The 22240-nt window shown below is 73.8% G+C and carries 18 protein-coding genes; 17 read left to right on the plus strand and 1 reads right to left on the minus strand.

Annotated features, from left to right (window positions below; all coding sequences use genetic code 11):
* The first annotated feature begins 67 nt into the window (after positions 1-67).
* The 17 genes from AB0K67_RS01380 (at position 68) to AB0K67_RS01460 (ending at position 20129) form a co-directional block, all read left to right on the plus strand.
* Positions 68-553, plus strand: coding sequence for a biotin/lipoyl-containing protein (locus AB0K67_RS01380; RefSeq protein ID WP_364050971.1), 486 nt, complete (start codon positions 68-70; stop codon positions 551-553).
* Positions 550-1917, plus strand: coding sequence for a biotin carboxylase N-terminal domain-containing protein (locus AB0K67_RS01385; RefSeq protein WP_364050974.1), 1368 nt, complete (start codon positions 550-552; stop codon positions 1915-1917). The genes AB0K67_RS01380 and AB0K67_RS01385 overlap by 4 nt, the downstream gene beginning before the upstream one ends.
* Positions 1914-2981, plus strand: coding sequence for a glucose-1-phosphate thymidylyltransferase (locus AB0K67_RS01390; RefSeq protein ID WP_364050977.1), 1068 nt, complete (start codon positions 1914-1916; stop codon positions 2979-2981). The genes AB0K67_RS01385 and AB0K67_RS01390 overlap by 4 nt, the downstream gene beginning before the upstream one ends.
* 86 nt (positions 2982-3067) lie before the next feature.
* Entirely contained in the window at positions 3068-3925 is an 858-nt protein-coding gene (rfbD, locus tag AB0K67_RS01395) for a dTDP-4-dehydrorhamnose reductase (RefSeq protein ID WP_364050980.1), read from the plus strand.
* An 11-nt stretch (positions 3926-3936) separates the two neighbouring features.
* Positions 3937-4854, plus strand: coding sequence for an MBL fold metallo-hydrolase (locus AB0K67_RS01400; protein ID WP_364050983.1), 918 nt, complete (start codon positions 3937-3939; stop codon positions 4852-4854).
* Between the two features lie 258 nt (positions 4855-5112).
* On the plus strand, positions 5113-5736 hold the full coding sequence (locus AB0K67_RS01405; RefSeq protein WP_364050986.1) for a DsbA family oxidoreductase: 624 nt from the start codon (positions 5113-5115) through the stop codon (positions 5734-5736).
* A 28-nt stretch (positions 5737-5764) separates the two neighbouring features.
* Complete coding sequence (locus AB0K67_RS01410; RefSeq protein WP_364050989.1) at positions 5765-6622, plus strand: LLM class flavin-dependent oxidoreductase; 858 nt, start codon at positions 5765-5767, stop codon at positions 6620-6622.
* 56 nt (positions 6623-6678) lie between these two features.
* Entirely contained in the window at positions 6679-7146 is a 468-nt protein-coding gene (locus AB0K67_RS01415) for a multicopper oxidase domain-containing protein (RefSeq protein WP_364050992.1), read from the plus strand.
* Between the two features lie 142 nt (positions 7147-7288).
* On the plus strand, positions 7289-9358 hold the full coding sequence (locus tag AB0K67_RS01420; RefSeq protein ID WP_364050995.1) for a hypothetical protein: 2070 nt from the start codon (positions 7289-7291) through the stop codon (positions 9356-9358).
* A complete protein-coding gene (locus AB0K67_RS01425; protein WP_364050998.1) occupies positions 9351-11312 on the plus strand; it encodes a TOMM precursor leader peptide-binding protein in 1962 nt (653 codons plus the stop codon). The genes AB0K67_RS01420 and AB0K67_RS01425 overlap by 8 nt, the downstream gene beginning before the upstream one ends.
* 32 nt (positions 11313-11344) lie before the next feature.
* Entirely contained in the window at positions 11345-12922 is a 1578-nt protein-coding gene (locus AB0K67_RS01430; protein ID WP_364051001.1) for a SagB family peptide dehydrogenase, read from the plus strand.
* A 42-nt stretch (positions 12923-12964) separates the two neighbouring features.
* On the plus strand, positions 12965-13141 hold the full coding sequence (locus AB0K67_RS01435) for a thiomuracin/GE37468 family thiazolyl RiPP peptide (RefSeq protein ID WP_364051004.1): 177 nt from the start codon (positions 12965-12967) through the stop codon (positions 13139-13141).
* A gap of 239 nt (positions 13142-13380) precedes the next feature.
* Positions 13381-13557, plus strand: coding sequence for a hypothetical protein (locus AB0K67_RS01440; protein ID WP_364051007.1), 177 nt, complete (start codon positions 13381-13383; stop codon positions 13555-13557).
* Positions 13558-13679: 122 nt separating this feature from the next.
* On the plus strand, positions 13680-16283 hold the full coding sequence (locus tag AB0K67_RS01445) for a lantibiotic dehydratase (protein ID WP_364051010.1): 2604 nt from the start codon (positions 13680-13682) through the stop codon (positions 16281-16283).
* Complete coding sequence (locus AB0K67_RS01450) at positions 16280-17368, plus strand: lantibiotic dehydratase C-terminal domain-containing protein (RefSeq protein WP_364051013.1); 1089 nt, start codon at positions 16280-16282, stop codon at positions 17366-17368. Before AB0K67_RS01445 ends, AB0K67_RS01450 begins: the two co-directional genes overlap by 4 nt.
* A complete protein-coding gene (locus tag AB0K67_RS01455; protein ID WP_364051016.1) occupies positions 17356-18480 on the plus strand; it encodes a thiopeptide maturation pyridine synthase in 1125 nt (374 codons plus the stop codon). Before AB0K67_RS01450 ends, AB0K67_RS01455 begins: the two co-directional genes overlap by 13 nt.
* Positions 18481-18824: 344 nt before the next feature.
* On the plus strand, positions 18825-20129 hold the full coding sequence (locus AB0K67_RS01460; RefSeq protein WP_364051019.1) for an MMPL family transporter: 1305 nt from the start codon (positions 18825-18827) through the stop codon (positions 20127-20129).
* Between the two features lie 12 nt (positions 20130-20141).
* Here the strand turns inward: AB0K67_RS01460 and AB0K67_RS01465 are convergent, their stop codons facing one another.
* Entirely contained in the window at positions 20142-22235 is a 2094-nt protein-coding gene (locus AB0K67_RS01465; RefSeq protein WP_364051022.1) for a prolyl oligopeptidase family serine peptidase, read from the minus strand.
* Positions 22236-22240: the final 5 nt, after the last annotated feature.

Here is a 22240-nt window from a genome sequence, read left to right on the forward strand (position 1 = left end):
GGCAGAGCGGCCAGGCCGGCCTGAGCCGCCAGCGGCAGTGGAGCGGCCGGGACCGGAGACGCCGGAGATGCGCGAGTTGCTGGGCGCGGCGCAGGCGGGCGTACTGGACCTGCTGAATGGGCTGTCCCGGCAGCCGCGCACGCTCCGGCTGGCGGTGGGGCCGGTGACCATCGAGCTCGACTGGTCCGAGGGCCAGGCCCCGGCCGCGCCGCCACCGGCCGCCGCGTTGCCGACGGCGCCCGCGCAGGCCGGCCACGCGTCACAGGTGGAGCCGGCCGGACAGTCCACGCCGCCGGAGGAGGAGACGGTGACACTGGCGGCGCCGTCCGTGGGCGTCTTCTACCGCGCTCCCGAGCCGGGCGCGCCGCCGTTCGTGGCCGAGGGCGACACCGTCGTACCGGGCCAGAAGGTCGGCCTGATCGAGGCCATGAAGCTCATGATCCCCGTCGAAGCCGACAGGAAGGGCCGCATCGCGGCCTGTCTCCAGCCGGACGGCATGGCCGTCGAGTACGGTCAGCCGCTGTTCGCGGTCGTCCCGGACGAGGGCGGGTGAGCGGCGTGTTCGGCACCGTGCTCATCGCCAACCGGGGCGAGATCGCGCTGCGCATCGCGCGCGCCTGCCGGGAGCTGGGCGTCAAGGTGGCGGTGGTGTACTCGACCGAGGACGCCGGCACGGAGGTGGTCCGCTACGCCGACCGGGCGGTCTGCATCGGCCCGGGCGCGGCCAAGCACAGCTACCTGAACATCCCCGCGGTGCTGGAGGCCGCCCGCATGGTGGGCGCGGACGCGGTGCACCCCGGCTATGGCTTCCTGTCGGAGAACGCCGACTTCGCCGAGCTGTGCGCCGCCGAGGGACTGACGTTCATCGGCCCGCCGCCCCACGTCATCGAGGCGCTGGGCGACAAGTCGTCCTGCCGCTCGCTGATGGCGGGGGCCGGGCTGCCGATGCTGCCGGGCACGCTGGAGTCCGTCGAGACCTCGGCCGAGGCGCAGGAGGCCGCCGAGGCGATCGGCTGGCCCCTGGTCGTGAAGGCGGTCGCGGGCGGCGGCGGGCGTGGCATCGGGGTGAGCCGCACCCCGGACGACCTGCCGTCCGTCTACCGCGAGACCAGGCGGCACGCGAGCGCCCTGTTCGGCGACGGCCGCGTCTACCTGGAGCGCTATCTCAGCCCAGCCAGGCACGTCGAGATCCAGGTGCTGGCCGACGCGTACGGCAACGTCGTGCACCTGGGCGAACGGGACTGCTCGGTGCAGCGACGCCACCAGAAGCTCGTGGAGGAGACGCCCGCGCCCGCGCTGAGCCGGGACCTGCTCGACGACATGGCCGCGCACGCCGTACAGGGTGCCAAGGCCGCGGGGTACGTCGGCGCGGGCACGTTCGAGTTCCTCGTGGACGCGGCGGGCGGCTTCGCGTTCATGGAGGTGAACTGCCGGATCCAGGTCGAGCACCCGGTCACCGAGCTGGTCACGGGCATCGACCTGGTGCAGGAGCAGATCAGGATCGCGGCGGGCCATCCGCTGCGGCTGCGTCAGGAGGACGTGGTGCCGCGCGGGGTGGCCATCGAGTGCCGGGTCAACGCCGAGGACGCGGCCCGCGACTTCGCTCCGACGCCGGGCCGTCTGGAGGAGTTCGCGGTGCCGGCGGGTCCGTTCGTCAGGGTGGACACGCACGCGTGCGCGGGCGGCTCGGTCTCGGCGTTCTACGACTCCCTGCTGGCGAAGGTGTCGGTGTGGGCGCCGGACCGGGGCGCGGCGCTGGCCAGGATGCGGCGGGCGCTGGGCGAGGTGCGGATCGCGGGCCCCGGCGTGCGTACCACGACCGCCTTCCTGGAGTCGGTCCTGGCCAGCCCCGGCTTCCGCGCCGGACGCTACGACACCGGCCTGGTCGAACGCCTGCGGCAGGAGGACCCACGATGAAGGCCCTCGTGCTGGCGGGCGGGTCGGGCACCCGGTTGCGGCCGATCACGCACACCTCGGCCAAGCAGCTCGTCCCGGTGGCGAACAAGCCGGTGCTGTTCTACGGCCTGGAGGCCATCGCGGAGGCGGGGATCACGGAGCTGGGGCTGGTGGTGGGCGACGCGCACGCGGCGATCGAGGCGGCGGTGGGCGACGGTTCCGCGTTCGGGCTGCAGGTCACCTACCTGCGGCAGGAGGCGCCGCTGGGGCTGGCGCACGCGGTGCTGATCGCCCGCGACTACCTGGGGGACGACGACTTCGTCATGTACCTGGGCGACAACTTCATCGTGGGCGGCATCACCGGCCTGGTGGAGCGGTTCACCGCCGAGCGGCCCGCAGCGCAGATCCTGCTGACCCGGGTGGGCGATCCCCGCCAGTTCGGGGTGGCCGAGCTGGACGCCGACGGCCGGGTGATCGGGCTTGAGGAGAAGCCGGAGCACCCGAAGAGCGATCTGGCGCTGGCCGGGGTGTACCTGTTCAGCCCGGCGGTGCACGCGGCGGTGGCCGAGTGCAAGCCGTCGTGGCGCGGCGAGCTGGAGATCACCGACGCCATCGGGCACCTGATCGAGTCGGGTCAGCGGGTGGAGTCCACGATGATCACCGGCTACTGGAAGGACACCGGCAACGTGACCGACATGCTGGAGGTCAACCGATTGGTGCTGGAGTCCGCCGAGCCCCGGGTCGAAGGGCTCGTGGACGTGGCCAGCGAGCTGATCGGCCGGGTGGTGATCGAGCCGGGCGCGGTGGTCGAGCGTTCGCGGGTGGTGGGCCCGGCGATCATCGGCGGCGGCGCCCGCATCCGGGACAGCTACGTGGGCCCGTACACCTCGATCGGCGCGTCCTGCACGGTCACCGGCAGCGAGATCGAGTACTCGATCGTGCTGCCCCGCGCCTCCATCGCCGGGGTGGGCCGCATCGAGTCGTCGCTGATCGGCCACGACGTCGAGGTCACCCCGGCGCCCCACACGCCCAGGGCCCACCGTCTCGTGCTGGGCGATCACAGCAGGGCGCGGATCAGCTCATGACCAGCTATCTCGGCACCGGCGGCGCAGAGTCTGCTGCGCGACCGCCCGGTGCCGCTGTACGGCGACGGCCGCGACCGGCGGCCCGCGTGAGCTGGCTCATCACCGGAGCGGGCGGGCTGCTGGCCACCGGCCTGCTCGACCGGCTGGCCTCGACCGGCGAGCCCGTGCACGCGCTGGGCCGCGCCGCGCTCGACGTGCGCGACCGCCGCGCGGTCCGCGACGCCCTCGCGGACCACCGCCCCGAGATCGTCGTCAACTGCGCGGGATGGACGGCGGTGGACGACGCCGAGGAGCACGAAGCCGAGGCGCTGGCGGTCAACGGCACGGCGGTGCGCTGGCTCGCGGAGGCGTGCGACCTGGTCGGCGCGCGGCTGCTGCAGATCTCCACCGACTACGTCTTCGACGGCGCCGGCGCCGGCCCGTACCCGGAGGACGCCCGGCCCGCGCCCGTGAACGCCTACGGCCGCACCAAGCTCGCCGGAGAGCGAGCGGCGCTGCGGCACGGCCACTACGTGGTGCGCACCGCCTGGCTGTACGGGGCGGGCGGCCGCGACTTCGTGCACGCGATGATCCGCGCGGCGCGCGAGCGGCCGTACCTCGACGTCGTGGACGACCAGCGCGGGCAGCCCACCTGGAACGCCGACCTGGCCGACTACCTCGTCCGGCTGGCCCGCTCCGGCCTGCCGCCCGGCGTCTACCACGGCACCAGCGCGGGCGCCACGACCTGGTACGGCTTCGCCAGGGAGATCTTCACGCTGCTGGGCGAGGACCCGGACCGGGTCCGCCCGGTGCCCAGCTCCGCCCTGTCGCGCCCGGCAAGGCGGCCGGCCAGCAGCGTGCTCGCGCACACCCGATGGGAGCCGATCCGGCACTGGCGGGCGGCCCTGCGCGCCGCCTGGCCCGCCATCACCCGCCTGCGCCGTCAGGAGGTGCGCTCACGTTGAGGAGGTACGGCATGCGGCAGGGCATCGGCGAGCCCGAGACGTACGAAGTGGCCGACGGCGTGTACGCCTACGTCCAGCCCGACGGCGGCTGGTGCCTGAACAACGCCGGGCTGATCGTCGGCGAGACCGGGACGCTGCTCGTCGACACGGCGGCGACCGAGGCGCGCGCCCGCCGGCTGAAGGACAGCGTGAGCCGCATCGCGGGCGGCCCGCCGCGCGTGGTGGTCAACACCCACCACCACAGCGACCACACGTTCGGCAACTTCGTCTTCGCGCAGGACTCGCTCGTCCTCGCCCACGAACGCTGCCCGGAGGAGATGGCCGCCTCCGGCTTCGGGCTGTGCGGGCTGTTCCCCGGCGTCGAGTGGGGCGACCTCGCCCTCGCCCTGCCCGAGGCCACATACCAGGACCGGCTGACCCTGCACCTGGGCGGGCTGCGGGCGGAGCTCATCCACCCGCCGGTGCCCGCCCACACCACGAACGACACCGTGGTGTGGGTGCCGGAGCGTCGCGTGCTGTTCACCGGCGACGTGGTGATGTCGGGGGTGACGCCGTTCTGCCTGATGGGCTCGATCGACGGATCGCTGCGCGCGCTGGAGTGGCTGCGCACGCTCGACGCCGCCGTCATCGTGGCCGGTCACGGTCAGGTGGCCGGGCCTGAGGTGCTGGACGAGGCGGAGGCGTATCTGCGGTGGGTGCGCGAGGTGGCGGCGGAGGGCGTACGCGCCGGCCTGCCGCCGCTGTCGGCCGCCAAGGAGTCCGGGTACGGGCGCTTCGGCGCGCTGCGCGACCCGGAACGGCTGACGGCCAACCTGCACCGCGCCTACGCCGAACACCTCGGCGCCGCCCCCGGTGCCCCGCTGGACGTGCTGGAGATCTTCGAGGAGATGGTCGCCTTCAACGGCGGCCCTCTCACCTGCCACGCCTGACCTGGGCGGGCCGGTGAAGACGGTCAGTGCGGGCCGCGCTTGCCCGGGGTCCAGAACGGCTTGACCTGATCGACGTGCCCGGCCAGGTGCGCTCACGGACGAGGAAGTCGCGCACGAGCCGGCAGGTCTCCGCGACGAGCGCCCTCGCAGGCGCGCCGGCGGTTGACCTCAAGTGCGGTTGAGATTGCACGATGGCGAGCCGAAGCGGGGGCCGTCGGGCGGCCGTACCCGCTGGGTGAAGCGACCACGAGGACCTTGATGAAGCTTGAGCTGTACGCCGACGTGCTGTGCCCCTGGTGCTATATCGGCAAGAGACGCCTGGCGTCCGCCCTGGCCGGCCACCCTGACCGCGACGGCATCGAGGTCGTCTGGCGTGCCTACGAGCTGTCGCCCGACGAGGGCCGCACGCCCGGACCGACCGCAGCGGAGGCCATGACCGGCTGGTGGGGTGAGCAGGCGCCCGCCCGCATCGCGCGAATCCGGTCGCTGGGCGCGGCGGAGGGGCTGGAGCTGAACCTGCATCTGGCCCGCCCGGTGAACACCTTCGATGCGCACCGCCTGGTCAAGCTGGCCGCCGGGCGCGGCCGAGCCGATCGGATGATGGAGCTGCTGCTGCACGCGTACCACACCGAAGGGCAGAACGTCGCCGACCCGCAGGTCCTGCAGCGCCTGGGCGAAGAGGCCGGGCTGGACGCGGGGGAGGTGCGGGTGGTCCTGGACGGCGACGCCTACGCCGACGACGTACGCGCCGACCGCCGCCGCGCGGCCGTGCACGGCGTCACCAGCGTGCCCAGCCTCGTGATCGACGACCGCCCGCCCTTCCCCGGCGTGCAGCCCGTCGCCGGCCTGCGACGGCTCCTGCATCGTCCCGATCAAGCCTGACTGACGTACGGAAAGGAATCTCACCGCGATGGACATCGGTATCGGGTTGCCCGGCCATGCCCCGTGGACCGAGGGCACGGCCCTGGTGGAGTGGGCGCGCCGCGCCGAGGCGCGCGGCTTCTCCACGCTCAGCGTCAGCGACCGACTGGCCTGGACGACGCCCGAACCCCTGATCACGCTCGCCGCCGCGGCCGGTGCCACCTCGCGCATCCGGCTCCTGACCAGCGTCCTGCTCGCGCCCCTGCGCGCCAACCACGCCCTGTTCGCCAAGGCCGTCACCACGCTGGACCAGCTCGCCGGCCCCGGCCGCCTGCACCTGGGCCTCGCTCCCGGCCTCCGCGAAGACGACTTCCAGATCAGTGAGGTCGACTACGGCACCAGAGGCCGCCGGCTCGACCGGCTTCTGGACCGGCTCGCCTCTGTCATGTCGGGAAACGACCTCGTCGGCCCCCGACCGGCCACGCCCGGCGGTCCCGCCCTGCTCTTCGGCGGCACGTCGAGGGCGACCCTGCGCCGCATCGCCTCCCGTGGCACGGGCTGGATCGCGGGCGACGCGACCGTGCAGGACGTGCGGGACTTCGCGCCCCAGCTCCGTCAGGCGTGGAAGGAGGCCGGGCGGACCGGCTCGCCCCGCATAATCGCATCGGTGATGTACGCGCTCGGCCCGAACGCCGAGGCGGCGGTCGCGGACGCCATCGGCCCGTACTACGCCTTCGCCGGCGACGAGTACGCCCAGTACGGCATCTCCCTCGCCTACACCAGGCCGGAACAGATCACCGACGCGATCGCCGCCTTCGAGGAGGTCGGCTGCGACGAGCTGATCTTCATGGGCAACGACCCCGACCCCGCCCAGGTGGACCTCCTGGCCGGCGCCGTCGGCCTCTGACCGTGCCAGGCCGGACCCGCCGCACGCGGATCCGGCCTGGCGTGCGGGAACCGTACGTGGCCGGCGTCCTGGGCGACGTGATCCTGGTCAACGGCGCCCCGTGGCCGGTGCACGAGGCCGACGCGGCCCGGTACCGGCTGCCCTGCTCAACGCCTCGAACGCGCGCCATTACCGGCTCGAAGCCGTCGCCGATGACGAGTGCCGGCTCGGCCTCGTCCAGATCGGCGCGGACCAGGGCCTGCTCGCACCGGCCTCGGGATGTGGAGGTGTGGCGGCTGGTGGCCGACGTGCACCATTCCGTGCACCTGCACCTGGTCGGCTTCCGGGTGCTCTCGGGCGGCGGCCGGCCGCCGCTGCCGCACGACGCGGGCCTGAAGGACATGGTCTCCCTGCGTCCGGGTGAGGCGGGGGAGATCATCACCCGTTTCGCGGGGTACCGGGGGCGCTATCTCCTCCACCGCCACAACGCCGAGCACGAGGACGTGAATGGCCGATTTCGGGGTCTGTCTGACCATTTGCGGTAAGTGACATTCCGTAATCGAATTTGGGAATGAGCGATTATAACCGGCACTGGATGCACTTAAAAGGGGTGATTTGGGGTTTACATAAAGGATTTCGATTCGTAATATCCATCGCATGGGAGCGCTCCCAAAAGCCGATTCGGCGATGAGACCGCAGCTTAAGGACGACGTACGGTTCGTCGAATGCCCCGACGGCGCCTACGTCCACAGCGACTACGGTGCGTGCACCCTGCGCGGGCGGCAGGCGTACGCATGGCTCACCCGGCTGGCCCCCGCGTTGACCGGCCGCCACACCCTCGCCGAGCTCACCGCCGACCTCCCCGGCGACCGGAAGGCCATGGTCGAGCGGCTGGTGGGGCAGCTCGCCGAGCAGCGGTTCGTGGTGGACGCCCGGCAGGCCCGGCCCCACGGGCTGACCGAGGCGGAGCTGCGGGCGTACGCGGAGGAGATCGCCTTCATCGGCTACGCGCTCGACTCGCCGGAGGAGCGCTTCGAACGGGTCCGCAACGCCCGGCTGGTGCTGACCGGCGCGGGGCCGCTGCTGGAGGCGCTGGCCGGGGCGTGCGTCGGTTCGGGGTGGCGGCACGTCACGGTGATCAGCCCCGACCCCGAGCGGGTTCGCCGGGTCGCGGACGCCGCACGCCGTGACAGCGCCCAAGAGTTCCGTACGCTCCCCTTCTCCCGCGACTTGCCGACGAACGCCGACGTCGTGCTCCAGGTGAGCGAGGACCCCGGCGAGCTGGTGACGACGGCCCGCGCCTGCGAGGCGGCCGGAATCGTGCTCGGACAGGTGCTCGTCGGCCCGGCGGAGGTCTGGATCAGCCAGGTGGGGCGGCCTTCGGAGACGGCGGCCGAGTCGGGCTGGCTCCGGCTCGCCGGGCTGCCCGCCGCGACCCCGGCACCGCCCGGAGAGGACCTGATGATCGGGCCGGTGCCCACGGTGGTCGCCGCGATCCTCGCCCTCGCCTGCTTCAGCCGCGTGACCGGGCTCGACCAGGGTCCGGAACGCGAGCTTGTACGCGTGGACCTGCGCTCGCTCGACACGCTTACGCACCGGTTCCTGGCCCACCCGCGCGCCGCCACCGCCGCCCCTCGGCCTCAGGTCCTTGGGTCTGTCGAAGAGCTGACGGAGGCGCTGGCACCCCTGAAGGCAGCCGCGCCCGCCCACGCCGCCACACGCGCCCAGGAAAGCCCGCCCGCCCAGCAAGGCTCGTTCGCTCACGACGCGGTGCCCGCCCGGGATGTGGCCTCTGCCGATGCCGGGAGTGCCGTCGCGGAGAAGGCGGTGGCGGCCGTCGAGGCGGACGAGCTGCTCGCCCTCATATCCGAGCTGGTCGACCCCCGGCTGGGTGTGCTCGGCCTGCTCGACGAGCAGGCGCTGGCGCAGTCGCCGCTGGCGGTGTGCCGGGCGGTCGTGTCCGATCCGTTCGGAGTGCAGCCCGGCTGGGCGCCGGCGCGGCAGGCGTTCGGCTGGGGCCCCGATCAGCGGACGGCCCGGCTGCGCTGCCTGCTCGCCGCCCTCGCCACGTACGGCGTACCCGCCCGGAACGAACAGGGCGTGGAGCTGCCGGACGGCCGGCCGCGCACCGTGCGGGCCGCCGACCTCGGTCTTCCGAGCCGGCCGAGCGGAACCGCCGCCGGCCTCGGCGCCCCCACGGACCCGCACCCCGCCCCGAGCACCCAGCACCCACGGGTCGGAACCGGTGCCGGGCTGAGCTGGACGGAGGCGCTGGCCGCCGGCCTGCGGTCCCACTGCGAGCGGCTTCTGCGCGACCACCTCTCAAACGACTCCCCGTCCTCGCCGATCGATCCCCCGCAGGGCCCGGAGGCCGCGGCGTTACTGCGGCAGCTCACGCTCGCAGGGGAGACCCCGGACATCCACGACAGCACCGCCGTCCTCGGCGTACCCGCCGTGACCCTGACGGTCCCCGGCCAGGAGGCGCTCGTGTCCGCCGCCCCCACGCTCACCGACGCGATCCGCGACGGCCTGGAACGGCTGCTGCTCCGCTGGCAGTCCAGGGCTCCCGGGCAGCACGCGTACGGGCGGCTCCACCCTCTCTGGCCACCGGGCGGCGACCCGGCGCGGGCCGTCCAGACGATGGCCGGAGCGCTGCGCCGCCTGGGCAAGGTGCCGGTGGCGGTGCCGCTCCACGGCGACCCCGAGGTGTCCAGGCGGCTGCCGTTCGTCGCCCGAATCGTCCTGCTCGATGACTGAGGCCGCCATCGCCACGGTCCCGTCCGCCGCGGACCCCGACCTGGTGACCGTCCTGGGCGAGGGACGCCTGCACGCGGCGATCAGGCAGGCCCTCGCGACCGAACCGTCCGGCGGGGCGATCGTGGTGGCGAGCGACGCCGACGACGTGCGGCCGTACCCGGCGGTGGCCAGGCGGGCGGCGGAGCGGGGCGTGCCGTGGCTGCCGGTACGCGTCGAGGCCGGCTGGGCGCTGATAGGCCCGTCCGTACGTCCAGGACGGCCCGGCTGCCCGACCTGCGTGGCGCGCCGGCGCGCGGGCAACCGGCCGGACGCCCTGGCCCGCGACGCCCTGCGCGCGAAGTGGGCCGCCGACCTCGACTCCCGGCCGACGACGCTGCTCACCCCGCTGGTGTCGCGCACGATCGCCGCGCTGGTCGCCGACGAGGTGCGCAGGCTGCGGCACGACCCCGGTGCGGCGCGCACGGCAGGAGCCTTGCTGAAGGTGCGCCTGCCGACCGGCGCGGTGCGCCGCCATGCGTTCCTGCCCGACCCGCTGTGCCCCGACTGCGGCACGCGCACGGACGACGGCCCGCACGCAGGACGGTACGTCCCGCGCCCCGCCCCCAAGCCGGACCCGAACACGTTCCGGGTCGGCGACATCACCGGCAGAGGAGACGAGCTGGAACGGCTCTTCGTGGACGCGGAGACCGGCATCGTGCAGGCGGTCGTGGCCCAGGAGCGCGGCGGCGGCCCGATGGCGGTGGCCAGGCTCAGCCCGTCCCGCACCGAACACGAGAGCCACCACGGCTACGGCCGCAGCGACGACTTCGCCTCCGCGCGGGCCACCGCCATCGCCGAGGCGCTTGAGCGCATCGCCGGCATCCATCCGCGCGGCAGGCGCACCACCGTGCGCGCCGCGTACGCCGACATCGCCGGCCACGCGCTCGACCCGCGTACGCTCGGCCTCTACCCGGACGGCTGGTACGACCAGCCCGGCTTCCTGTTCACCCGCTTCGACCCGGAACGCCCAACGACCTGGGTGTGGGCGTACTCGTTCGGCCGGGACGCGCCCGTGCTGGTGCCCGAGAGCTACGCCTTCTTCGGCCCGCGCCCGCGCGACGACCTCGGCTTCGCCTACGAGTGCTCCAACGGCTGCGCCCTCGGCGGCCACCCGGCGGAGGCCGTCCTGTACGGGCTGCTCGAGGTGGCCGAGCGCGACGCGGCCCTGGCCACCTGGTACGCCCGCATGCCCATCCCGCGCGTCGACCTCGGATCGGCGGCCGACCGCCGGATCCCGATGCTCGCCCAGCGGGTACGGGACCGGCTCGGCTACGACGTGCACGCGTTCGCCGCGCTGATGGAGCAGCGGGTGCCGGTGTTCTGGGTGATGGCCGTGGACGCGGTAGGCGGGCCCGATCGCCCCTACGCGCTGTGCGGCTCCGCCTCGCACCTCGACCCGGAACGCGCGCTGCGCCGGGCGCTCGAGGACCTGAGCCCCATGCTGGCCAGCCACCTCGAACGCTACGACCCCGCGACGTCGGCGCGGCTGGTCGCCGACTCCGAGCAGGTGCGGCTGCTGGAGGATCATCCGCTCACCTACGCACACCCGGACGCGTTCGGCAGGCTCGCGTTCCTGCCGCTTGACGGGCCCGCGCTCTCGCTGCGGGAGGTGGCGGAACGCGCCGCCTGGCCCCGGCACGACGACCTCTGCGCGGATGTGGCCGAACTGGCCGGACGCTACCTGGCGACCGGCCTCGACGTGATCGCCGTGGACATCACCTCGCCCGAGGCGCGGGCGGCCGGCATGTACGCGGCGAAGGTCATCGTGCCGGGGACGGTCTCCATGACGTTCGGGCACCGCTACCGGCGCGTCCACGACCTGCCACGGCTGCTGGCCCTGCCCCGGCTGCTCGGCCACCGGGACCGCGACCTGCGTCCGGAAGAGCTGAACCCGTACCCGCACCCGTTCCCATGACCGGCCATGACAGGAAGGGAGGCAGAGCAGGCGTGCACACGACCACGGCAGCCGGGGCGGCCACGAGCCGGTACCTGGACGCCATGCGGAACCGAGGCCCGCTCTCCATCGACTGGGCCTCCGCCCCGACCCGGCACAAGCGCTACCCGGGCGCGGAACGCGTGCGGCTTCCCTGGACCGCCGCGCCCTCACCGTCCGGCCTCGGCATGCTTGGCGAGCTGCTGCGGAACCTGCTCGGCGTGACTCGGATCGTCTGGTCTCATTACCTCGGTGACGGCGGTGAGCTGCTGGGGCGGCCTCCGATGCTGCTCACGGGACGTCCCGCGCCGTCGGGCGGGGGGCTCTACCCGATCGAGGCGTACGTGGCCGCGCGCCAGCCGCACCTGCCCGCCGCCCTGTACCACTACGACCCGGTGCACCACGTGCTGGAACGCGTCCGGGGCGGCGACCACGTCCCGGCGCTGACCGGTCTCCTCGGCGGCACACCGTCCGACGTGGTGATCGTGCTGTCGGCGGTGTTCTGGCGGTCGATGTTCAAGTACGGCGACTTCGCCTACCGGCTGATCTGCCAGGAGACCGGCGTGCTCATCGCGCAGGCCCTGGCCGTGGGGGAGCGGCTGGGGGTGACCGGCGGGGCGCACCTGCGGTTCCCGGACGACGAGGTGAATCGCCTGCTCGGCCTGGACGACACCCGCGAAGCGACCATGGCCGCCCTCACGCTGTCCCTCCCAGAAGCGTCCCTCTCGGAAGCGTCCCTCCCGGACCCCGAGCCGCCGACGCCCGAGCAGCTCATCGCGCAACCGGCGGCGAGCGAGAACAGGCCCCTTCCCCGGGCCATGCCCTCCGGCTGCCTGGCCGCGACGCTGCACCGGGCCTGCACGCTCGTACCCCAGCGGGCCGCCTCCCCGGACCGGCCGCAGCCGCCGACGAGAACAACCCGCACCCTCCCGGCCCCCGAGCCCGCACCCCTGCCCCACCTGACGGCGGGCATCGCACGCCGCGCCTCGCCGATCGCCGGTTACCGCCCGGTCCCGATACCAGGCGGCGCGCTCGGCGCGGTGCTTGCAGCGGCCGGCGCCGGCTACCCATCCGACCTGCCAGGCACGGACGAAGGCCCGGCGGCAACGGCCCTGTACGTCCTGTCCCTGCGGGTGGACGGCCTGCCACGAGCCGCCTACTGGTACGACCCGGCGAACCACACCCTGCACGTACCGACCGCAGAAGCCCCGATCGACGCCGTGACCACCGGCCGTCTGCTGCCCAACACGCGGGTGGCGCTGCGCGGGGCCGCCGCCGTGCTGATCCCCGCGGGCGACCCGCTGGCGGGCGCGCCCCCGTTCGGCGACCGCTGGTACCGCATGCAGCAGATGGAGGCGGGCCTGATCGCCCAGCGGGCCGCGCTGGCCGCCACCGCGCTGGGCCTGGCCGCCCGCATCCACTCCGACGGCGCGAACGAGACCACCGACGCGGTGCTCGGCCTGGCAGGCAGCCCGCTGAGGAGCCTGTCCTTCCTGGTCATGGGCACCCCACCGACCGGCGGGCCCCTGGTGACCCGCCCGATTCCCGGCCCCGTCGACGAGGAGGTGATGCCCGCACCGACGACAGCGTGACCCGTTCAGACGTACCTGAAAGATCACAAACAGGAGATGCACATGTCCGAGAACCTCAAACTCGACCTGCGCGGCCTGGAGGTCGACTCGATCGACGTCGTGTCGGCCGACTCCATCGTGACGGAGGGTCACGGCACCATCGAGACCGGTGCCTCGTCCGCGACGGGTTACTGCTCGTCGTACCTGACGGCGACGAGCTGCTGGGCTCCCGAGCTGTAGCAGCGGGCCCGTCACTCCGGTGAGCCGAGACCCGGCCACCGTGACGACGAGCAAGGCCGAGGGCGCCAGTGCCGTGGGCGCCCCCGGCCCCTGACGAACCGGGCGCCTCACCGACCGGCGGGCCCTGGTGACCCGCCCGATAACCGGCCTCGCCGACGAGGAGGTGATGCCCGCACCGACGACAGCGTGACCACGTACTGAATGCACATCCTTTGCAAGATCACAGACTGGAGATGCACATGTCCGACAACCTCAAACTCGACCTGCGCGGCCTGGAGGTCGACTCGATCGACGTCGTGTCGGCCGACTCCATCGTGGCGGAGGGGCACGGCACCGTCGAGACCGGTGCCTCGTCCTCCCCGGGTTACTGCTCGTCGTACCTGACGGCCATGAGCTGCTGGGCTCCCGAGTTCTGAGATAGCGGCGTCGGCCGACCGGTGCCGCCCGAAGCGGCCACCGGGACGATGAGCGAGGCCGAGGGCGCCAGTGCCGTGGGCGCCCTCGGCCCCTGACGAACCTGTTCGAGGAGCGCGTTTCATTGACCCAGATAGCGCACGCCGTCCCCGTCGCGGGGGACGGCGATCCTGCAAGGCTCGCTGAGCCCGATTATGCACTGTCGCCGGTCGTCGCCGTCCGTGTCGCCGGGCTGCCGGCGGCGGGGCTCGACCGGATGCGGTGCACCCGTACGTGGCGGCTGGTGGACGAGCTGACGGACGTCACCGCCCGGCTGCGGCGGGAGGGCGCTGAGCTGTCCGATCCGCTGCACGAGGTGATCGGCGGCACGGCTGCGGGCCCGCTGCGTGCCGCGCTGGTGGCGCTGCGCCGCGCGGTGTTCGCGGGGCGGCGCCCGAGCGGGCGGGCCGCGTCCGCCGAGGTGCTGGCCGCGCTGCCCGCGGGCCTGGCCGCCAGGGTCGGCGCGTGGACGGCCCTGCGCCGGCGCGCCGACGAGCTGCGCGCCGCGCTCCCGGACCTCATCACTGAGGAGACGCGCGAGAAGACGGCGGTGCTGCGCGAGGCGGTGTCGGACGCCGGGTTCCGTCACAGCCTCGCCCAGGGCAGCGCCGTACTCGCGGAACGACTCGAAGCCTGGCTCGCCGGGCCCGCCGACCGGCCGCCACAGCGGCAGGAGCTGCTGCGGCTGGCCCGCTACCTGGCGAGGGCGAGCGTCAAGACGAGCCCGTATGCGACCTTCACGCTCAGCGGGCTGGGCCGGTGGGAAACGGACGGGCCGGCCGTGGCCACGGACGGCGAGCCGTCCTGGCTGCTCATGGCCGAGCTCGACCGGGCGGTCCTGCGCCCGCTGTGGGCGGTGCTGACCCGGAATCGGCGGGTACGCCGGCGGGCCAGGCTCCGAGTCAACCCGTCCGCCGCCGACGACGGCGAGCGCATCTGGTTCCTCAGCCCGGGGCACGGCGAGCCGCTGTCGTCGGTGCCCGCGACCCCGCAGGTGCGGCAGGCGCTCCAGTGGGTGCGCGAGCGGTCCGACGCCACCCTCGCCGCCGCCCCCGGCATCGAGCCGCTGGCCGAGGCGGGGCTGCTGGAGTACGTGCCGCCGTACGACGAGCAAGGCTCAGACCCGGTGGGGGAGCTGGCGTCGTGGCTGGCGGCCGACGATCCCGCACCGTACACGCTGGCCGTGACCCGCGTCGCCGAAGCCCTGCGCGCAGCTCGTCCGTCCGACGAGAGGACCGCCGAGACCGTACGGGCCGCGCTCCGCGAGGTGCTGCCACCGGGGCCGTCCCTGCCCGACAAGAACCTGCTCTGGCACAGCGCCGTCATCCCCGGCGTCGCCGGGCGGCTGAACGCCACCGCCTGGCGCGGCGTCTGCGACGATCTCAACGCGCTGCGCGGGCTGCTCGGCCTGTTCGACCCCGACCTGCCGGTCAAGATCGCCGCCGCCGCGTACTTCGCGGACCGGTACGGCACCACGAGCCGCCTGCACGCCATGGCCCTCTACCGCGACATCCACAGCGGCGCGCCGGGCGCGGGCGGCGAGCTGCTGCGCAGCATGCTGCGCGACCCGGTCGCGGGCACGCGCGCCCTGCCGGACGCCGCTCCGCCGCCCGGCCTGACCCGCCTCACCGAGCTGCGGCGCGGCTTCTGGGAGCGCCTCGGCGCGGGCCCCACGACTCAGGAGACGAGCGGCGTCCCGGTGGTGGATCTCACCGCCGCCCGCCTGGCCGACCTGGCGGAGACCTGGCCGGGCTTCGTCCGCCCGCCCGGCTCCATCTGCTGCTATCTGCAGGCGGTGCCCGACTCCGGTGGCGTGCGCGCCGTCGTCAACTCGATCTCCGCCGGGTACGGGCGCGGTCTGTCCCGTCTGCACCGGCTGGTCACGCTGGCCGGCGGCGAGCCGCCACCCGTCGCGGACCTGCGGGCCGCGCAGGGCGACGTCATGGTGGCCGAGTGCCGTGGCCTCGTCGGCGGCGGGCTCAACGTCCGGCCCGCCACGGCCGACCTCGCGCTCGACCACCCGTTCACCGCCCCGGACGCGCACCTCCCGGCGGTCACCCCGGCCGAGCTCACCGTCGCCTATGACCGGGAACACGACCGGCTGGCACTGATCGACGGTGCGGGACGCCCGGTCAGGCCCGTGCACCTGGGCATGACCGCCCAGTACTGGCTGCCGCCGTGGCTACAGTTCCTGATCCGGGTGTTCGGTGAGCCGTCCACGGCGATGGTGCCCGGCTGGGTGTTCCGCACCGGGAGCGAGCCGCCGGACGAGGGCACGGTGGAGCGCTGGCCCCGCATGGACGTCGGGCGCGTGACGGTCGCGCGGGCCGCCTGGCGGATGCGGGCCGGGGCGTTCCCGGTGCCGGCCAAGGGGGAGAGCGAGGCCGCCTACCTGCCCCGGCTGGCCGGATGGCTGGCCGAGCACGGGATGCCGCGCCGCTTCTTCGCCCGGGTCGTCGATCTGGGTCAAGGCCTGCTGGCGGGGCTGCTCAGCAAGGATCGCAAGCCCATGTACGTGGACGTCACCGACCTGCTGCTGCTGACCGGCTTCATCCGCACGCTGCGCGATCCCGGCGCGCTGCTGGTGCTCGAAGAGGCCCTGCCCGACCCGTCCCAGGCGCCCCGCTACGGTGACGAGGCCCGCGTCACCGAGTACGTCGTCCAGCTCTCCGCCAGGCCGGCGTCATGACCACGGTCCATCCGCACCCGAGCGGCCCCGGCAAGCGCGTCGAGAACCGGTGGGTGAGCGCGCACCTGTTCCACTTCGGCGACCTCGACCCGCTGATCACCGGCGTGGTCGATCCGGTGACGCGGGAGCTGGTGGCCGGCGGCACGATCCGCCGCGCGTTCTTCCTGCGGTATTGGGAGGGAGGCCAGCACGTACGGCTGCGCCTGGAAGTGCCCGACCCCGCGCGGCACCAGCGCGTCCGCGACCTGGTACGCGAGCGGGCGGCGGCGTACTTCGCCGGCCATCCGTCGCCCGAGGTGGACCCGGCCGCCTACCGGGCCTTCGCCGCCGCCATGGCCAAGGGCGAGCGCCGTAGCGACTATGACGACCGGCTCCACCCGCCGGGCACGGTGGCGTTCATCGACTACCAGCCCGAGTACGAGGCGTACGGCGACGCCGCCTGCGTGGCCGCCGCGGAACGGCACTTCGCCGTGTCGAGCAGCCTCGCCCTCGACGTGCTGCGCGCCGGCACCGACATGGGCCGCCGTACGGCGATCGGGCTGGCCGCGCTGACCATGGCGATCGCCGCCTGCGAGCCCGACCTGCCGTCCGCCGCCCACCGCCTCGCCACGGCCGCCCGCAGCCAGTCGGCTTCCTCGGATGAGGACCCGATCACCCCGGCCGCTTCCTCTCACGAGCACCCGGCCGCTACGGCCGGTCGCGCCACGCCGTCGGCGGAGGCCATGGAGGAGGACTGGCGGCGGCGCGAAAAGGCGTTGGTGGCCCAGACCCGCAAGCTGTGGCACGACCCGGAGTCCGCAGGCGGCCTGCTGGCGGCATGGGCCTCGTCGGTGCGCGCCCTGCGCGACGAGCTCGACGTGCTGCACGCGGAGGGCCGCTGCACCCCCATCGACTCGGGCTCGCCGCACGCGGCACTCGCCGTGGCCGCGCCGCCGGACCGGCGCACGGTCGCGCTGATCCTGATGCGCTGCGTGCACCTGTTCCACAACCGGCTGGGGCTGCGTGCCGGAGCCGAGCAGCACACGACGTTCCTGGCGGGCCGCGCCGTCGCCGCCCTCGCCGACTCCCGGAGGTGGTCACCCTGACCAGCACGCCCGCTTGGCACTGCGTCCACGTCTACTACCACGCGCCCGACAAGGACGGCCTGCTGCTGGACGCCGTGCGCCCGCTGCTCGACGGCCTGCGCGGTGACATCGAGGCGGCGTACGTGCTGCGTCACTGGCGGCAGGGCCCGCACCTGCGGATCAACGTCAAGGCGACGCCCGCCGTCTGGGAGCGGGTGGTGCGCCCGCGCGTGGACGAGGTCATCGGTGCGTACCTGCGCGAACACCCCTCCACGGCCGCGCTCGACCCGGCCGGGAGCCTGCCCAGGCACCGCCTGCTCGCCATGCGCGAGCAGGAGCGCGGCCCGCTCACGCCCTGGCCGCCGGACAACTCCATCCGCGAGGCGCCGTACGACTCCCGCCGCCACGTCCTCAACACCGACGAGGAGGCGGAGCTGCTGGCCGCGTTCTACGTGGACGCCGACCCGCTGCTGTTCGACATGCTGGAGCACGTACGCGCGGGGCACGACGGCAAGACCGGGCTGGCGCTCAGCCTCATGCTGACGATCGCGCACACCTCGCAGCGCATCGACCGCAGCTACCTGTCGTTCCGGATGCATGCCGAGGGCTACCTCACGTGGGCGGCCGACCCCGGCGCCGCCCGCGCGTCCTTCGACCGCGCGTACCAGGAGCGGCGCGAGGCGCTGACGCGGCGCGTCCGCGACGTCGTCGCCTGCCTCGACGACCCCGGCGCGCCGCCGGTGCCGTTCGTGCGGGAGTGGGCGGCGCTGCTCGATCGCTACCGGCCGGTGATCGCGGAGATGCTGGAGGACGGGCGCCTGGTCCAGCCGGTGCTGGAGCCGGGGCAGGCGTTCACGGCCCGGCCCGGCGAGCCGCCCGCACCTCAGCGTGAGCCTAGCGAGCTGCAGCGCCTCGTCTTCGACAGCCCGGCCTACCACGCGGCGATCTTCGCCAGCCCGGCGTTCCGGCGGTATCGGGTGCTGCTCAACTACACGTACCTGCACCTGACCCGGCTCGGGCTCACCCCGCTCGACCGCTTCAGAACCTGCCACTTGCTGGCCAACGCGGTGGAGGACGTCTACGGCCTGTCGGGCCTGGACGTGATGCGCCGCTTCACCTCGGCCGCGACGTAAGCCGGGCGGAAACACCGCTGTCCGGCCGGGACGATGCCCGGCCGGACAGCGGATGTCGCCGGCGAGGTTCGAGGCGCCCGGGTCGGAGTCCGACCGGGCGGCGGCCGAGCCGGCCGCACGCTTCGGCACCGGCGGCCCCGACATGATCTTCTTGGTGACGGCCGGGACCGGCACCGTCGACGACGACGACGTGGCCGCCGACAGCCGCGCGCTGGCCGAGCGGGTGGCGCGCCACGAGGGCGTGGCCGGGGTGGAGTCCTGCTGGAGCAGGGGACGCCCCGCCACCATGGATCCCGCTCTCGCACACCACGATCTCCACCTTCGCCCTCAACCTGACCCTGGCCATGGGGCTCGGGCCGGGCATCGACTACAGCCTCTTCATGATCGCCCGCTTCCGCGAGGAGACGCGCGCGGGCGCGGCGGTGGCCGGGGCGGTCGAGCACGCCGGGCGCGCCGTCCTGTTCAGCGGGCTGACCGTCGCGGCCTCGCTGGCCGTGCTCTTCGCGCTGCCGTTCGACTTCCTGCGCTCGTTCGCGTACGCGGGCATCGCCGTGGTCGCGGGCGGCGTCGTCACGGCGGTGATCGTGCTGCCCGCCGTGCTCGCCGTCGCGGGCGGCGCGATGACGGTGCTGCTCCTCCTGCTCGCCGCGCCCTTCCTCGACCTGCGGTTCGGCGTCGCCGACGACCGGATCCCGCCGGTCGATGCCGCGCCCCGGCAGACCCAGGAGATCATCAGGCAGTCCTTCACCGCCGAGGAGACCGACGCCGTGCAGATCGTCTCGGCGGGGCCCGTCAACGGGGACGTCGCGCCGTACGCGGCCGCCCTCTCCCGGGTGCCCGGCGTCACCCAGGTCGACTCCGCCGCCGGGATCTTCACCGGCGGGCAGCGGACCGGCGACGGCGACCCGGCTCGGTTCCGCGGTGAGGGCACCTGGGTGTCCGTGGTGCCGTCCGCCGAGGCGCTCGCGGGAGACCCGGTCGAGCTGGTCGATGCGGTACGCGCGGTACCGGCGCCGTTCGGAACTCTCGTCGGCGGCTATCCGGCGGAGCTGGCCGACTACCGCGCCTCCGTGATCGACCGGCTGCCGCTGGTGGTGGCCCTGATGCTCGGCGTCACGCTGATCGTGCTGTTCGCCATGACCCGCAGCGCCCTGCTGCCCGTCAAGGCGACGCTGCTGACCGTGCTGAGCCTCGGCGTCATGTTCGGCACCCTGGTCTGGATCTTCCAGCAGGGCAACCTGTCCGGTCTGCTGGGGCTCACGCCGACCGGATCGCTCGACCCGAGCATCCCCATCCTCATGCTCTGCATCGCGTACGGGCTCTCCATGGACTACGAGGTGTTCCTGCTCTCGCGGATCAAAGAGGAGCACGACAGGACCGGCGACACCGAGCGGGCGGTGGTGTCCGGTCTGCGGGACGGCGCCCCGCTGATCACCGCGGCGGGCGGCATCCTCGCGCTGTCGTTCGCCGCCTACGGGACCGCGTCGGTGTCGTTCGTGCAGATGCTCGGTGTCGGCATGGCGGTGGTGGTGCTGGTGGACGCCACGCTGATCAGGGCGGTGCTGGTACCGAGCCTGATGCGGCTGGCCGGTCCGCTCAACTGGTGGCCCCGCGGCAGGACCCGCCCGGCGACGGCACCGCCGCAGTAGACGGCGGCCTTCTCATCGCTCGCAGGCGTGCGACACGAACGCCAGCACATCCGCGAGCAGGGCATGTTCCTGTTCGCGGGTCGCGCCGAAGCCGTGACCGCCGTGCTCCTCCACGCGCAGCAGCACCGGCAGCCCGGAGGACGTGGCCGCCTGGAGGCGGGCGGTCAGTTTCGCCGGCTGCCACGGAGGCACCCGCGGGTCGCGCCGCCCGGTGGTCAGCAGCACCGCAGGATAGGGCACGCCGTCCCGGACCCGGAGGTAGGCGTCGGCGATCAGCAGGCCGCGCAGTCCCTCCTCGGTGGCGACGCTGCCGTACTCCGGCACGTTGATCGGGCCGTTCTCGCTGAACTCGATCCGCGTGGCGTTGACCGCCGGCACCTGCAGCACCATGGCGGCCCACAGCTCCGGTCTGCGCACCAGCGCGCCGCCGGTGGGGATGCCGCCGGCGCTGACCCCCTCGCCCGCCAGCCTGCCCGGCCGGGTGTAGCCGAGCGCGACGAGATGCTCGGCGCAGTCGATGAAGTCGGTGATGGTGGTCTCCTTGCGCGGGCCGCGCCCGGCCTCGTGCCACTCCCGGCCGTACGCGCCGCCGCCGCGCAGGTGCGCCATGGCGAAGACACCGCCGCGCTCGTACCAGGCGAGCATCTCGGGACGGAACCACGGCAGGTCGGGGACGCCGTGCGAGCCGTAACCGGTGAGCAGGGCCGGGTTGCCGCCGTTCAGCTCCAGGTCCTTGCGGTGGATGACGGTGAGCGGGATCGGCGTGCCGTCTCTGGCGGGCACGTGCAGGACGCGGGCCTGCACGTCGCCGAAGTCGACCGGTGACCGGGGCGCGAGGCCGGTGTCCTCCAGGGCTTCTCCGTCGTAGCGGTAGAGCCGGGGCGCGTCCGTCCAGCCGGCGATCAGCAGCAGGGCCTCGGGCCGTTCCGGGTGGACGGTCCACTCCCAGACGGCGCCCTCCATCGGCAGCGGGAGGTCGGCGGGCTCCCCGCCGGACAGGGGCGCGTGGCGTACCCGATGAACACCGCCGTCGAGATCGCGCACCAGCAGCCGGTCGCCGACGACCCGCACCGCCTCCACCACCCGCTCACCCGCGGGCACCACCACGCGGACGCGATCCGGCGCGGCGAACGGAACGGCCAGCACGCGGGAGCGCGGCGCGTCCCGCTGGGAGACCAGGTAGAGGGTGTCCGGTCCGATGGCGAAGGCGGTCACGCCGTCCGCCACGTCCGCGACCTTCCGCCACGGGCAGGTGGCGGGGTCGCTGAGCCCGGCTCGTGGCGCGACGTACAGCGAGCAGTCGCTCAGCTGCTCGTCGGTCCAGGGGCCGAGCGCGCTGTGGGAGACGACCGCCAGCATCCACTCCCCGTGCGGCGGCACCACCAGGAAGGGCCGGTCCTGCGGGGTCAGCTCGACGTGGGGGTTGAGCCCGCGCGCCAGCACCACCGTGTCCCGCGCCGGATCGGTGCCCAGCCGGTGCAGGAACGAACGGCTGTCCAGGCGGCGCTCCTCCGGCGGGGCGCCCGCTGGTGCGGGCATGAAGCGGTGGTAGACGAACGACCGGCCGTCCTCCAGCCAGCTCAGGAACGCGAAGCGGGTCGTGGGCGGGATCGCCTCCAGGACGGCTCCGGTGCCGGCGTCGATGACCTGGATCGTGCTCTCCTCCGAGCCGGACGGGGAGACGGCGCAGGCGATGAGGCGGCCGTCGGGCGAGGGCACGAACCAGTCGATGGCGTGGTGCGACGCGCCGGGCAGGGTGTCCGGGTCGAACAGCACCCTGGTGGTTCCGCCGGGCTCGCGCACCGTCAGCACCGCCACGCGGGCGTCCGGTTCGCGTACCAGAGACAAGACGCTGTCGCCCACCGGTGTGAAGCTCGAACACTGCGCAAGCGCGCCACCGAGCTCGCGTATCCGGCCCAGCAGCTCCTCCCGGCCCGGAAGGGCGTCCAGCCGCTCGCGGGCATGTTCGGCCTGGCCGTCGAGCCAGTGATGGAACTCCTCGCCGTCCGCCTCCATCCACCGGTAGGGATCGTCGATCGTGACGCCGTGGTGGACGTCGCGCACCACATCGACGCGGGCGATCGGGGGGCTGCTGATGCCGCTCATCGCAT

Source organism: Nonomuraea sp. NPDC052634 (assembly GCF_040678535.1).
GTDB classification, from domain to species: domain Bacteria; phylum Actinomycetota; class Actinomycetes; order Streptosporangiales; family Streptosporangiaceae; genus Nonomuraea; species Nonomuraea fastidiosa.